The sequence below is a fragment of the Streptococcus sp. 29887 genome (assembly GCF_032595075.1).
GTDB classification, from domain to species: Bacteria; Bacillota; Bacilli; order Lactobacillales; family Streptococcaceae; genus Streptococcus; species Streptococcus iners.
This window is the reverse complement of record NZ_CP118735.1, coordinates 653,295-667,586: the sequence shown is the minus strand read 5'-3', so window position 1 is coordinate 667,586 and position 14,292 is coordinate 653,295. Positions and strand designations below refer to the sequence as shown.

At 43.6% G+C, this 14,292-nt stretch carries 11 protein-coding genes; 3 read left to right on the top strand and 8 right to left on the bottom strand.

Translation table 11 applies throughout. The features are described 5' to 3' along the window. Position 1: 1 nt before the first annotated feature. Positions 2-1,447 (bottom strand): LCP family glycopolymer transferase CpsA, encoded by a 1,446-nt coding sequence (gene cpsA / locus PW252_RS03585; protein ID WP_248050755.1) that lies wholly within the window; start codon positions 1,445-1,447, stop codon positions 2-4. A 120-nt stretch (positions 1,448-1,567) separates the two neighbouring features. Continuing rightward, the gene (gene yaaA / locus PW252_RS03580; RefSeq protein WP_248050753.1) at positions 1,568-2,296 is read right to left on the bottom strand and encodes a peroxide stress protein YaaA; all 729 of its coding nucleotides are present in this window, start codon (positions 2,294-2,296) and stop codon (positions 1,568-1,570) included. A gap of 119 nt (positions 2,297-2,415) precedes the next feature. On the opposite strand from yaaA, the gene PW252_RS03575 reads away from it, so the two are divergent. Beyond that, complete coding sequence (locus tag PW252_RS03575; protein WP_248050752.1) at positions 2,416-3,675, top strand: aminotransferase-like domain-containing protein; 1,260 nt, start codon at positions 2,416-2,418, stop codon at positions 3,673-3,675. 113 nt (positions 3,676-3,788) lie between these two features. Here PW252_RS03575 and PW252_RS03570 read toward each other — a convergent pair whose 3' ends face one another. Beyond that, the gene (locus PW252_RS03570; protein ID WP_248050750.1) at positions 3,789-4,643 is read right to left on the bottom strand and encodes a DegV family protein; all 855 of its coding nucleotides are present in this window, start codon (positions 4,641-4,643) and stop codon (positions 3,789-3,791) included. A 126-nt stretch (positions 4,644-4,769) separates the two neighbouring features. On the opposite strand from PW252_RS03570, the gene PW252_RS03565 reads away from it, so the two are divergent. Continuing rightward, positions 4,770-5,174, top strand: coding sequence for a TetR/AcrR family transcriptional regulator (locus tag PW252_RS03565; protein ID WP_316716843.1), 405 nt, complete (start codon positions 4,770-4,772; stop codon positions 5,172-5,174). 276 nt (positions 5,175-5,450) lie between these two features. Here the strand turns inward: PW252_RS03565 and proC are convergent, their stop codons facing one another. The 4 genes from proC to PW252_RS03545 form a co-directional block, all read right to left on the bottom strand. Further along, a complete protein-coding gene (proC, locus tag PW252_RS03560; protein WP_248050749.1) occupies positions 5,451-6,236 on the bottom strand; it encodes a pyrroline-5-carboxylate reductase in 786 nt (261 codons plus the stop codon). A gap of 9 nt (positions 6,237-6,245) precedes the next feature. Next, positions 6,246-7,484 (bottom strand): glutamate-5-semialdehyde dehydrogenase, encoded by a 1,239-nt coding sequence (locus tag PW252_RS03555; RefSeq protein ID WP_105118327.1) that lies wholly within the window; start codon positions 7,482-7,484, stop codon positions 6,246-6,248. 285 nt (positions 7,485-7,769) lie between these two features. Further along, positions 7,770-8,846 (bottom strand): glutamate 5-kinase, encoded by a 1,077-nt coding sequence (proB, locus tag PW252_RS03550; protein WP_044673267.1) that lies wholly within the window; start codon positions 8,844-8,846, stop codon positions 7,770-7,772. 167 nt (positions 8,847-9,013) lie between these two features. Then, complete coding sequence (locus PW252_RS03545) at positions 9,014-11,488, bottom strand: bifunctional DnaQ family exonuclease/ATP-dependent helicase (protein ID WP_398582950.1); 2,475 nt, start codon at positions 11,486-11,488, stop codon at positions 9,014-9,016. Between the two features lie 108 nt (positions 11,489-11,596). On the opposite strand from PW252_RS03545, the gene PW252_RS03540 reads away from it, so the two are divergent. Next, entirely contained in the window at positions 11,597-12,232 is a 636-nt protein-coding gene (locus PW252_RS03540; protein ID WP_248050747.1) for an MBL fold metallo-hydrolase, read from the top strand. 44 nt (positions 12,233-12,276) lie between these two features. Here the strand turns inward: PW252_RS03540 and PW252_RS03535 are convergent, their stop codons facing one another. Then, entirely contained in the window at positions 12,277-14,292 is a 2,016-nt protein-coding gene (locus PW252_RS03535) for a M13 family metallopeptidase (protein ID WP_248050746.1), read from the bottom strand.

The following is a 14,292-nucleotide window of genomic DNA, read 5'->3' as shown; positions in this document are numbered from 1 at the left end:
ACTATTGTCCGTCCAAGACTGCTTGGATGGCTGATTTTACTTGTGTCAAACTATCTTGACTGATTTCCATCATGTAGAGCTGGGAACCCGGCATCGCATAGGATGGTAAATCCATACGACCATAGCCTGTCAAAGCTTGAGATTCCACAGTAAACTGGCTTCCAGACTCTAGCTGCCGATTGACTAAATCCATAATGGTTTCGATCGATAGGTCAGTTTGAATAGAACCTTCCAAACCTTTCAGAATGGCCTGGTAGTTACCTAAATTCTCTGGCGAACTGAGTTTCTTAATCAAGGCTGCAATGACCTTCTCCTGATTTTTTCCTCGATCATTATCTCCATTAGCTAAGGAGTAGCGTTCGCGAACAAAGGCAAGTGCCAACTCCGAATTTAAATGGATATTACCTACAGGAAATTGGTGACCACCAATATGGCTAGTAAACTCTTGATCATTGTAAACATCAATACCGCCAACCAGATCAATGAGTTGGAGGAAGGAGGTGAAGTTTAGTCGGATATAGTTGCTAATATCAATGCCATAAAGATTTTCCAAGGTGTGAACAGAAGCATTTACCCCGTAAATTCCTGCATGAGTCAACTTATCATACTGGTTTTGTCCTCCGTCAGCAATTGCAACATAGGAATCGCGTGGTGTCGTTGTCAAGAGTATCTTATGTGTTGTCCGATTGATGGTCATGATAATATTAACATCCGAACGAGATACCGACGAAATCGGCCCATAAGTATCTATACCACTAATGTAGATATTGAAGCTATCACCACTAGCCTGTTCTACCGCTGTTTCAACTGGTTTAGACATTTTGAAACTGTAGATTTTCTTCACTTTGGAAGAAAAATCTGGGTCTTCGCTTTCCAGAATATTTGTGAAAACTCCGTTTAAGACCATAGCCTGACTTTCGCCATTCATCATAGCTTGATAGGCTGTCAAGTAAGAACTGGTCGGCATAGTTGCTAACTGAACCGATTTGGTCGTAGACACATCCTGCAATAGGGCCGAAACATTGTCCTGATCATATTCAGCTGGAGCCAGCAAACTGGTTAACTGACTAATGTCACTGATATCACTACTTGCTGGGACCACAATACTCATTTCATATTCTGAAAAGGAAGCATTTGAATTCAGCTTGCTAGAAAAATCAACTACCTCTCGCATACCATAGACACCAGCTGAGGTGACAAGTAGCGAAAGGAGGAGAATAACTGTTGTGAAAATAGGCAATTTCTTGCGCCATATCAACCAAACAGTGAACAGCGCTAGTCCAATACTTACACCTGTAACGATATGGTTCAAATACCTAAAGTTTAAGATATTGTATCGATACATACTAAATAAAAACAGGCACAGGAAAATTAGATAGGCAACCCACAAGCCCCAATTGACCATTCGGAGTATTGTGGGCTTCTTTCGACCACTTCTCTTCTTCATAACTAACCTTTCTTCCAATAGTATTCTTCTCATTATAACACAGACTTCCAAGAATATCTACCTAGTTGCTACCCAAGAAAACGCTCTACTGCATGGAGAAAGCGTTATTTTACATCTATCTTATTGCGGTCGTTTGAAGACGATGGTCTGGGACGTAGATTGTTCTGGACAGTAATGAAATCCATCGACATCAAATTTTTTTATTTCTTCTGGATCTTGAATATTGTGCTTAGCCAACCACGAAAGCATCCGACCACGCCCTTTTTTGGAGATGGTTGAATGGACTTTTAGCTGACCATTTTTCTCTTCCTTGAAAATAACCTTGACCAATTTTTCCTGAACTTTTGGTGAAAAGACTTGTTCAAATTCTGACGAAGCAAGCGAGAGCAGGACATCCTCATCAGCCACCTCTGCATCATAATGGGAACGCCAGTATTGTTTTAAAGATTGTTTACCAATCTTTAAATTTCCCTGAAAGTCAAGACGATGGGGTGAAATGAGTTCAAATGGAGAGATGAGACCATATAAGGCTGTTGCCACCCGTACATGCTTCTTGTGATAGTTCTCCTCTTCTGCTGTCAGGTCCCTTCTAGTCATGTAACGATACATAAGGCCATCATATAGTTGCCAGGCCGGGTAAGACTTGGCTTGACTTTGCCTAATCCTCTGCCATCGATCCAGTTCTAACTGGGCCTTGTCCTCGGATAATTTATATAAACTAGCCAGCTCCTCTAGGCTATATTGACCAATAGCCTCTAGGACCGATATGCTGGTATCAGACAGGGTTTGAAAGGCTTGATTATCCAGATTGGTATTTAGTTCTTTGGCGTTAGGAATAATGATTTTCATTCCCTCATTATACCATATAACTACTTGGCTTCTCAAAGTAAACAATCTGGCTCGACCTTGTTTTTCCAAAAAAATTACCTTATACTAGTCTTAATCATTTCTGTAGGGGGACAGTTACAATGGATAAGTACCAGCGAATTATTCAGGATATCTTAGAGGGGATTGAAAACAATCAGTTTAAACGTGGTGAAAAACTGCCCTCTATTCGACAGCTCAGTCAGAACTACCAGTGCAGTAAGGACACTGTTCAGAAGGCCATGTTGGAACTAAAATACCAAAACAAGATTTATGCAGTAGAAAAGAGCGGCTACTATATATTGGAAGACAAAGACTCTAAAAACCAAATGGTTGAACTTGACCCTGCGGATTTTCAGGAGCTACCCTACGAGGATTTTCGAGTGTGCCTACATGAAAGTCTGATTGGGCGGGAGAACTATCTGTTTAACTACTACCATCAGCAAGAAGGGCTGGCAGAGTTAATCTCCTCTGTCCAACAACTCTTGATGAACTATCATGTCTACACAAAAAAAGACCAACTGGTTATTACAGCTGGTAGTCAACAGGCCCTCTATATCTTGACACAAATGGACTTCGGACCTGAGAAAACTGAAATATTGCTAGAAAACCCAACTTATTCCAGGATGGTTGACTTGATGCAACATCAAGCTATCCCCTATCAGACAATTGAACGGGATTTTGATGGCATTGACCTGGTCAAGCTGGAAAAAATCTTTCAAACTGGAAAAATTAAATTCTTCTACACCATTCCCCGACTCCACAATCCTCTGGGAAGCACCTACGATACAACAAGTAAGTCTTCCATATTGAAGCTAGCTAAGAAATACGGGGTCTACATTATCGAAGATGATTATCTGGCAGATTTTGATTCTAATCGGAGCCTGCCCCTCCACTATCTAGACACCGATAATCTGGTCATCTATATCAAATCCTTTACCCCTACACTCTTTCCAGCCCTGCGGATTGGTGCCATCAGTCTGCCCCAGCAGTTGAAGTCTGCTTTTATTAAACATAAGAGTTTGATTGACTACGATACCAACCTCATCATGCAGAAGGCTCTTTCCCTCTATATCGACAATGGAATGTTTGCCCGTAATACCCAAAATCTCCATCAGGTTCATCATGCCCAAAAATTAGATATAGAGACCAACATGGGCGAAACTTCACCAAATATTCCCTATCGCATTTCCAAAGGAAGCGTGACCTTCCAGCTGAAAAAAGGGCAGGTCAGTCCATTTATAGAGAAACAACTTGAAGGAGCCGCCTTCTTTTCTGGAGAGGACCATGATTTTCTACAAATTCAGTACACTAGTGATTTTAAGACAAGACTGGAAACCTTCTTAAAGAAAATGACAATGTGAGGACAACATTTGAAATAGATCCCCTACTAGCTATACTGTATTGCGAAACAAAGGTCCTCAAACCTGTAGCTTGAGGACCTTTCTTGTATCTAAGTCATTTTCAAAATGAACTCTTATTTTGAATTTATTTCATAACCCATCAAGAGACCGCCTTCTTCAGCGTAGAAGCTACAGAGTCCAGATGTTGCAACTTGGTCAACAACAGCATTTGGGAAACTTGCTTTTACAAGTTCTGAAAACTGCTGGAAAAACTTGGCGTTATTACGGTGAGCCATGACAATACGACCTCCCTTATAGCCAGCCTTCTTCATCTCATCAAAAGCAGCTGTGACAGATTTCTTATGACCACGCGCCTTTTGGAGCAATTCCAGCTTTCCTTCGCTACTTGCTTCACCAACCATACGGATATTGAGAAGGCCAACGACTGTTCCAATCAATTTGCTGAGACGACCATTTTTCACCAAATTATCAACCTTGGCAAGGACAAAGAGCAATTTACTATTTTCTTGGTAGGCGGTGATGGCTTGTACAAGCTCATCAAATTCCAAACCAGTCGCAATCAGTCGATTGATTTCATCCACAATCAAATCCATTTCCCCGCCAGCTGAAAGGCTATCAATGAGATGGATATTGACTTCAGGATGTTCCTCGACAAACATATCACGCGCCACACGAGCAGCATTGAAACTACCTGACAAACCACCTGTCAAGGTTATAACAACAACATTTTCCGCTCCCTCAAATGCTGTCTGATAGGCCTGTGGGCTTGGACAGGCAGAACTAGCAGCTTCAGAAGAGGCGTACATCACCTCCATCATCTTGTCAATATCCAAGTCAGCCTGGTCAACAAAGGTGTCTGCACCAATCTGAATGGTCAAGGGCACACTGACAAATTCTGTATCAGGGGCAAGGTTATTTAACTGACGATAATCACAGCCTGAATCTGCAACGATTTTCCATTTTTTCATGTTCTACTCATTTCTAGTGTTACTTTTTTATTTGACAATAGCAGACTATTTCCTTACAATTATATCATTAAACTAGTCCTTCTGAAAGCATTTTCTTTCAGATGTAACAGTCAGGAAAGGAAAGCTATGGCAGAACGTAAGATTTCACCAACTTCTTTAAAAAATCTCTATCAATCCAATAAAGAAACCAATCAACTGACCAAAGAATCTATCGAAACAGCTCTGCTATTTCTCCTAGAAAAAAAGGACATCAAGCAGATATCGGTATCCGAGTTGGTCAGAAAGGCTGGTGTGTCACGCAATGCCTTCTACCGCAATTACAAGTCCAAGGAAGAGATTTTGGAAACCTACTACGAGCGGACTTCTAGCAGCCTTAAGAAGAAATGGCAAGACTTGCAGGACAAGGTTCAAAAGGAGGGCGTCAAGCAGAGTTTTGCAGAGTTTGTCCAGGAGCAAAAACGCAAAGCAGAGCAAAGCAAAACCTTTTCCAATGTCAGTCAATGGATCAAAGAAAAAACAAAACGGGATTAAAAAGTCCTGTTTTTTTGTGCTTTCTCACCAAAAAAACTTGACCAAAATAGCCAAGTTTTTAAGGAGATTATGAAAATATTTAGGATTGACTATAGTATATCTCAACTGCCTACCGTTTCTATCGGTCTTAGGACTGATACTCTTCGAAAATCAAAATTATCCGTTGTCAACTTGCCTAGATGAACTTCAGTTCTATCGTCGGCTTCGTTTCCTAGGCTACTTTTGATTTTCATTGAGTATGAAAAAACTGTTCGGATAAGATTTTCTACAATTCCTCTATTTCTTTCCTAATTCTCTATTCTTTTTGAGGGCGGCAGCGACTGCCTTGATAATGGCATAGCGGAAACCTTCTTTTTCAAGAGCCACTACGCCTGCAATAGTCGATCCACCTGGCGAGGTCACTTCTTGCCTCAACTGGGATGGATGCTTGTCGCTGGATAATACCATTTGAGCAGTTCCAGCCAAGGTTTGTGCAGCCAAAATTTTCGCATCCTCCGCTGTAAGACCATTCTGCACACCCGCATCTGTCAGGGCCTCAATCATCTGATAGACGAAGGCAGGTCCACAGCCCGCGATAGCCGTCGCAGCATCTATCAACTTCTCTGGCACCTGCTGTACCTTGCCAGATTTTTCTAAAATTTGTTCCAATAGCTGAGCGAGTTCTTGATTGACCACGCTATAGGTTGTCATACCTTGGCCGATAGCGACAGGTGTATTGGGCATGATACGAATGAGGTTGTTTGCCGACACATATTCTGCCAGGCTGTCAATGGTCACTCCCGCTGCCATGGAAATCCAGATAGCTGATGGATTCTGGCTGATCTGGTCCTGTAAGCCTGACAAGACTGACTGAATCAGGTGAGGCTTGACCCCAAGGAAAATAAGCTCTGCCTGCTCTGCTATTTGACCATTAGAATAAAGCTGACCGCCCAGCTGTTCTTGAAGTGCCTGAGCTTTTGCTGGGTTGTGGTTGCTGAGGAGGAGCTGGGTATCTGGCTGCTGACTGACTGCATGAGCCAATGCTGCTCCCATGTTGCCCAGTCCGATAAATCCAATCTTCATCTTGACCTCCTAACGAATGTGGCCGTCGCCTGTGATGATGTACTTGTAGGTGGTCATCTCACGCAGTCCCATTGGACCACGGGCGTGCATCTTCTGGGTGGAAATGCCCAACTCGCAGCCCAGACCGAACTCGCCACCGTCAGTAAAACGGGTCGAGGCATTGACATAAACTGCCGCCGAGTCTACGTAGAGCGTAAAGAGGTCTGCCGTCTGGCTGTTTTCCGTCACAATGGCCTCGCTGTGCCCTGTTGAATGCTGAGCGATGTGGCTGATAGCTTCTTCCACACTTGAAACGACTTTAACTGCCAAGACATAATCCAGAAACTCTGTGTCAAAATCTTGGTCGCCTGCTGGTGTAGATTGGTTGAACAAAGCCTGAGCCTTCTCGTCAGCCCGCAATTCTACCTGACCAGAAAGAGCTTCTTCCAAACGAGGTAGGAATTGGCTGGCAATTTCTTCGTGGACTAGCAAGACCTCTGCCGCATTGCAGACAGATGGACGGCTGGTTTTGGCATTGACCACAATCTGCAAGGCCTTGTCCAAGTCTGCATCTTTATCTACATAGACATGGCAGATGCCTGTACCTGTTTCGATAACAGGCACTGTCGCATTTTCCACAACAGCTTGAATGAGCCCTGCGCCACCACGAGGCACCAAGAGGTCAATCTTGCCTTTGGCAGTCATCAATTCCGTCGCAGAGGCACGGCTGGTATCTTGGACTAATTCGATGACCTTAGGTGACACCCCAACTTCTTCCAAACCAGCTTTGAGGGCTGTGACAATAGCTTGAGCTGAATGAAAGGCTTCCTTTCCTCCACGCAAGATAACTGCGTTGCCACTTTTGATGGCCAAGCCAGCGGCATCTGAAGTCACATTGGGACGACTTTCGTAAATCATTCCTACCAATCCAAAGGGTATTGATTTCTTGCGAATCTGTAAACCGTCTGCCCGAGTGTATTCTTCCAAGGTCAAACCAACTGGATCTGGCAAGCCAATCAAGGCACGAATACCATCAGCCATAGCTTCAATCCGCTCTGTTGTCAGGAGTAATCTGTCCTGCATAACTTGGCTAATTTTGCCTTGGGCATGTTCCATGTCGATAGCATTGCCTGCTAGGATCGCCTCAGTTTGGGCAACCAACTGGTCTGCCATGGCTGATAGGGCTTGGTTTTTTTGTTCGGTTGTAGCAAGGTTGATAGAGGCCTTATGGGCCAATAAACTGTCTAATAATGCTTGTGTTGTTGTCATATCTTTCTCCTATTTAGTCTTTCAGTTTGCTTTTAGTACTTGCTCCAACAGTCTAGGAATAGACTGTTGAAGGTCAGAAATAAAGCGAATGATGTTCGCACCAAAAGCTGCAGGCAGCTTGTACAGTCAAGTGACTGTACAAGGTTGGAGATTGCACTTGCGAAGCAAGTTACTTCTACCAAGTACGGCAAAGCGAGTTCAAACAATCCGGTGGATTGTTTGAAGTTGGAAACAAGGAAACGAAGTTTCCTCATGCGTCGAAGTAATAAAAGATAAACTGAACGACTATAAGCTAACCCAATCGTTGCGGTGAATCAACACGCCTTCCGCTCTGCCATTTGCCAACTGGTCCTGCAAGTCCTTGGAGGACAATTTGACGCGGCCCTTACCAATCAAACGGTGGTCTGCTTGACTGTAAACTTCCACGACCTGTCCCACTTCAAAGTCGCCTTCCAGGGCTTTGACACCAGCAGCTAACAAACTGCGGCCTTGGTGCAACATGGCCTCAACCGCACCAGCATCCACCTCAACTGCTGCATCTGTCCGAGCGTAGAAAGCCATCCACTGCTTGCGTTGGTTCATGGCATGGTCATCTGCTAAAAAGAGGGTGCCACGATTGGCTTGAGTGACGGCTTGTAAAAGGGCCGTATCCTCCTTGGACGAGCAGATAAAGACAGGTACACCCGATTTGGTCGCAATCTGTGCCGCCTGCAATTTGGTGGTCATGCCTCCTGTTCCGTTGGACGAGCCAGCTCCTGCTGCCATGGCAAACAAGTCTTCCGTAATTTCCTTAATCTCTGGCAAATGTTTGGCGTTGGGATCGCTGTTAGGATTGGCCGTGTAAAGCCCATCCACATCTGTCAAGAGCACCAAGAGGTCTGCTTTCAAAAGGGAAGCCACCTGGGCAGACAGGGTATCATTGTCCCCTACCTTAATCTCCTCAATGGCAATGGTATCATTTTCGTTGATAATAGGAATAGCACGTTGTTTCAGTAAGACCTGCAAGGCTTGAGAGGCATTCTGATAACGTCTGGCATCCGCAAAATCATCCTGGGTCAACAAGATCTGAGCTGACACAATCCCATCTTTCATCAGGTTCTGCGTATATTCCTCAATCAACAAGCCCTGACCAACGGCCGCAGAAGCCTGCTTCTCCGCAATCTTGGTCGGTCGCTTGTCAAAGCCCAATCTCCGAAAACCAGCAGCAATCGAACCAGATGTTACTAGCACAATCTGGTAACCCTTCTGGTGCAACTGAGCTAGCTGATTGGTAATCCGAGCAATCTTAATGCGGTCCAAGCTGCCATTTTCTTGGGTCAGGGAGCTGGTTCCTACCTTAAAAACAATCGTTTTTTCTGTCATAATCTCTTCTCACAAAAACTAATATTTGGAAAATTATACCATATTTTAATCATAAAGAAAATCGCTGATATAAAGTATGGAGCGGAGGAAAGCATTCTTAATGATAAGGAGCTTGACAAAATGTAATATTTTCAAACACTAAAAGAAAAGGAAGCCTTGTTGCTCCCTTATACTTCTTCAAAAAAATCCTGAACAAGCCCTTCTATTTCCTTCTCATTCATACTTAAAACTTGATACTCTTTCTCAAAGAAGGAAAGAATTTGTTGTCCATAACGTTTGGTATGCACACGTGGATCCAAGACCAGAACCACTGAATCTTGTTTGTCATGTCGATTGGTACGTCCGATGGCTTGTTTTAACTTAATCATCATCATGGGCAGGCTGTAATCATAAAATGGATTCTTGCCTTGCTCACGCAGATGGTGATTGATTTTCTGGACAAAACGGTCCTTAGGATTGTCGAATGGCAGTCTTGTAATGACCTGAATCAATTGGTCCTGACTGGCAAAGTCTACTCCCTCCCAGAATACACCTGTGCCCAGTAAAATCTGACATTCACCCCGTTCAAATTTGCGTTTGAGGGGCATTTCTTGTCCATGCTTGTGTTGGGCTAGGTGGGGAATGTTATTGTCTTCTAGTAAATCCGACACTTGTAAGAGCAGGGAAATAGAGGTAAATAAGACCAAAATCGGTCGGCCCAGCTCTGCTATTTTCCCTAAGGAATGCACCAAATAGGTTGCGTGCTCTTCCTTGGAACCAGCCAGGATATCAGGGAGATTGGTCGGAAAGAGTAGCTGCTGGTTGGGCACTGCCTGTGTGGGAAGCAAGTCCATGGTGACCTGCTCAAAACCCAGTAGGTCGGCCAGACTGACCTTTTTGCTGATGGTCAAGGTGGCGCTGATACAGAAAATCTTAGTATCTGGCAGGTAAGTAGCCACATTCAAGAGGCTGTCCTTGGAGCCTCGCAAATAAGCAATTCGCTTGTCCTCAAGATACTTTTCTTCCAGCCAAAAACTGTCATAATAGTCTAGGAGTTGAGCCAGGTCCTGCAGGTCAATGTCCTGTAATTCAGCTAAATTCTGCTTGAGTTGACCTAAGTCTTCTTTTGCTATTTCCCTTTGACCATAATGGCGAAAACGATTCAAGAGGTGGTTGAGCTCAAATTGACAGGACTCATAGAGACGTTGGTCTAAAACCCTATCCGCCCTATCTTTTTTACTCTGCAATATTTGTAATAGCGCTGTAAGTTCCTGAGAATCTGTCGCTAGATTTTCGGCAGCCAAGAGGAATTTCTGAGCCTCATCAATGACCACCAAACGATTGTCCATCAGGGGATCTTGGTCCTTGAGGTGACTGAGGAAATAGGCATGATTGGTAATGAGCACCCTGCTGGATAGGGCTTGCTGATTCAAATGCTGCCAAAAATCCCAACCCCAGAAAAGACTGGTAGGCTCCAAGTTTCCATCATGGGCAATCTCATCAAAGTAGGCTTGGTAGCGTTGTTTCTGCTTGAGCTCATCCAAATCACCTGTTGTAGTTTCTGTCAGCCAGACAAGGACCTGCATCTTAAATTGATTGACTAGACGGTTGTCATCTTGTCGCTGCAAGGTTTTCCAAAAACTATCCAATTTGATAAAATGCTTGGGCGACTTGAGGGAAGCCATGGAAATATGAAAAATCTCTCGAAGCTTGCTCCCCTCGTTTTCCATAATCTGCTCTTGAAGGAGCTTGGTCGGCACCGTCACCAAGAGAGGCTGGTCCGACTTAGCAAGTAGTGGCAAGAGATAACCGTAGGTCTTGCCCAAGCCGGCCTGAGCCTGTATAAAATGTACTTGTTCTACATCAGCCAATCGGTTTTCAACCACTTGAGCAAAGGCAGTTTGTTTTTTGCGTTCGTGTAGACCTAGAAGGGCAATATTGGTCGCAAAATCTTCTGACAGATGATAGGCTGGCTGGGCTTTGACTGGCTTTTTCAATACCAAGCCATGAATACTTTCCAGATCGGTCGACATCGTTTCAGCTAGATAAGGCACCAGCTCATCAATAACTAGACGGGATTCAAAGAGTAGATTGTCCGCCAAATCAAGAATGTCTTCAACTACAGTTCGAGGCAAACTCTTGATTTTCTCTTGAATTTTGATAAGAAGTCGAGCCGTTGCCAGAGCATCTGAAATAGCCGTGTGTGCCTGGTCCAGACCCAAGTCCAAATGCTCTGCTAGATTGCCCAGACTGTATTTATCAAATGTCGGAAAAAATAATTGTGCTAATTCCACCGTATCCACGCGCGGAGTTAGCAATTCAAAGCCTTCAAAAAAGAGAGCTTCCGCCAAGAGATTGGCATCAAACTTGACATTATGGGCGACGAAAATAGCATCTCCAATCATGTCGTAAATGGTACTTGCGACCTGACCAAAATCAGGAGCCCGCTCCAACTGCTGGTCTGTGATTCCCGTCAGATTTTTAATATGGTCATCAAGTAGCTCGTAGGGATTGATGTCCGTCGCATAGCTGTCAATAATTTCTCCGTTTTCAACCAGAACAATCCCGATTTGAATGATTTTTGCATCGGCACCTGTACCTGTTGCTTCCAAATCGACAACGGCATACCGATTGCTTGGTGGTGTATCTTTCATACTGTTCATTATAGCACAATCGACCGTCAGGAAAAAGCCTCAAACAAAATCCATGAAGTCACTGGATTTTTTTGTTAGACTACTTATATAAAAACCGTTTCTGTGAGGAGAACTACCATGATTATCCACAAATCTGTCAATCCTGTTGCCTTTCAAAATACCTACTATATTGAAAATGATAGCCACCTACTTGTCGTTGACCCAGGAAGTGACTGGGCTAAAATCCAAGCCACTATTGAAAAAATTGGTAAACCGATTGCGGCCATTCTCTTGACCCACACCCACTACGACCATATTATGAGCTTGGACATCCTACGTGAAACCTACGATTTTCCACCTGTCTATGTAGCTGAAAGCGAGGCTAGCTGGCTCTATACACCAGAGATGAACCTGTCTGGCCTAGCTCGTCACGATGATATGGAAAATGTGGTCTGCCGACCTGCTGAGCACATGTTCCAATACCAAGACGACTACCAGTTTGACGGTTTCCATTTCAAGGTTGTGCCAACACCAGGCCACTCCATCGGTGGCGTATCCTTTATCTTTCCAGAAGCTGAAGCTGTTGTCACTGGAGATGCTCTCTTCCGGGAAACCATTGGACGCACAGACCTACCAACCAGCAACTTTGATGACTTGATTGCGGGTATCCGAGAACACATCTTCACCCTGCCAAACCACTACACTGTCCATCCTGGACATGGTCAAAATACCAGCGTTGGACACGAAAAAAACTTCAATCCATTTTTTAGATGACAAGAAAACCTGCCTAGTTCAGATTAAACCAGGCAGGTTTTAATTTACCACATAACCAGTCTCTCTTCGGGTGCCCTATACATTGGGTCACCTTCTTGAATATGGTAGACTTTATAAAAATCATCCATTTGCTGTAATTGGAGATTGACCCGAAATTCCTCAGGAGAATGTGTGTCTACCTGAAGTTGATAACGGCCATAATCAACCGCAACCATTTCTCGACGGCTACGGGCATAGTGCTCAAAAAATTCTTTTAGATTAGCTGACGGTTCTTCTTCTTTGAGCGTAGCCAAGGCAATCTGTATTCCTCCCAAATCCGCAAGATTTTCAGACAAGGTTAAATGACCATCTACTCTACCACCATAAACTTCCAGACCATCAAACAAGTCTACTAGGGCTTGATTTTTTTCTTCAAACGCTAGTCTATCTCGCTCTGTCCACCAGTCTTTTAGACTACCAGTCTCATCAAAATTTGCTCCTGTGGCATCAAAGGCATGAACAAACTCATGAGCGATAATTTTGCCAATCCCACCATAATTCTCGGCTACAGATTGATTTTTGTCATAATAGGGAGCTTGTAAAATAGCCGCCGGAATATAAATAGCATTCTGACTAGGAGCGTAGGCGGCTGTTACTTCACTTGCCGATACATTGCTAGCCCAAGTTTGTCTATCTATTGGCTGACTATAACGCTCGAAAACTCCTGTTCTAGCTTGAATCGTAATAGCCAAAACATTTTCAATATAAGACAAGTCTTCACGCACCTTTAATGACTTGGTCCAGTCGCTCAACTCCCTTGGATAACCGATATGATAAGTGATATTTTCTAATTTTTTAATTGCGGCTTGCTTGGTGGTTTGACTGAGCCAATCATTGGCTAGAATCCTTTCCTGATAGGTACTAGAGATTGCCTCAGCCATTTCCTGAATGGCAAGTAAGTCCGTTTCATCGGCATAGTTATGACCATAATAAACACCCAAGCTTTCCTTGAAAATTCCAGTCACATCCAGATAAGTCATGTAATCATTTGGATAGGAGGCTGAAACTCCTTGGACTTCTGCATGAAATCTCCCTGCTGTCTGCATGATTTCCCCAGTCAAATAGGGAGCTAACTTCATTGCTTGGCTAACCAAAGCCCATGATCGATATTCTGAGAAATTTTCTTCCTTGATAAATTGGGATAATTGTTCAAAATAGCTTGGATTAGAAACATAAACTTCCTCCGGTTCCAAGCCCACCAGTCCTACTAATTGTTCTCCAATCGATAAAGCTGGAGAGTAGTTTTTGACCTCTGAGAATGATCTAAGTTCTTCTGCGTTCACAGGCCCCCAATCACTATGCACATTCTCACTAGCTGGTAGAGTGTCAACGAGTCGATTGTCAAAAGCAATGGCACCTTCAACCAAAGCAGTAGCCTCCCCGTCTGAGTAGCCACATTTTTCCAAAATATGTCTCGCAGATATACGGTAAGAATCCATGAGTTTCTCACGAACAGTCCTGTCTTCATAGTAGGACTTATCAGGTAGAATCGTCTGAGGTGGTAGCAAAATTAGCATTCTTTCAGATGTGTTTCGTGGATTGGCAATCACATCAAGACCATAGGGCAATGGATAGTCCTTACGAATCCAATCTTGGCTAAGCGATTTCAGCTCGGAAAACGAAGCAATTCCCATCATTTCATCCAGTATCATTCTAGCTACTCTGACACCATCTTCTTCCCTTTTGGTAAAATCAAGACCTTGCTGATACAACTTGATAAATTCTACTAAATCCTCCGACTGAGGCTCTAGCTGACCAGCTACCATTTTGTCAAAATCCGATTTTAATTGCTCATCTACTTCCATTTGCAATCTTGTAAACTCATTGTAGAATGGTGTGCCACTTGATAACCAGCCACCATTTAACCAGTCCCTATTTATAGCTTGATAAAAATTAGTTTGGATAGTCGGTTCTGCTTTTTCAACTTGTGTTTGGTCATCTCCTATTTTCTGACCACCGCAGGCAGCTAAGAGACAGACAAAACCAAGCAAAACCAATCTAAGTAGACCTTGTTTTATCAC

Excerpts from the sequence above, each read along its gene's own strand:
- PW252_RS03555 (WP_105118327.1), bottom strand. The coding sequence starts at position 7,484 with ATGACAACAACACAAGCATTATTAGACAGTTTATTGGCCCATAAGGCC.
- PW252_RS03545 (WP_398582950.1), bottom strand. The coding sequence starts at position 11,488 with ATGAACAGTATGAAAGATACACCACCAAGCAATCGGTATGCCGTTGTC.
- yaaA (WP_248050753.1), bottom strand. The coding sequence starts at position 2,296 with ATGAAAATCATTATTCCTAACGCCAAAGAACTAAATACCAATCTGGAT.
- proC (WP_248050749.1), bottom strand. The coding sequence starts at position 6,236 with ATGAAGATTGGATTTATCGGACTGGGCAACATGGGAGCAGCATTGGCT.
- cpsA (WP_248050755.1), bottom strand. The coding sequence starts at position 1,447 with ATGAAGAAGAGAAGTGGTCGAAAGAAGCCCACAATACTCCGAATGGTC.
- PW252_RS03570 (WP_248050750.1), bottom strand. The coding sequence starts at position 4,643 with ATGAAAAAATGGAAAATCGTTGCAGATTCAGGCTGTGATTATCGTCAG.
- PW252_RS03575 (WP_248050752.1), top strand. The coding sequence starts at position 2,416 with ATGGATAAGTACCAGCGAATTATTCAGGATATCTTAGAGGGGATTGAA.
- PW252_RS03540 (WP_248050747.1), top strand. The coding sequence starts at position 11,597 with ATGATTATCCACAAATCTGTCAATCCTGTTGCCTTTCAAAATACCTAC.
- proB (WP_044673267.1), bottom strand. The coding sequence starts at position 8,846 with ATGACAGAAAAAACGATTGTTTTTAAGGTAGGAACCAGCTCCCTGACC.
- PW252_RS03565 (WP_316716843.1), top strand. The coding sequence starts at position 4,770 with ATGGCAGAACGTAAGATTTCACCAACTTCTTTAAAAAATCTCTATCAA.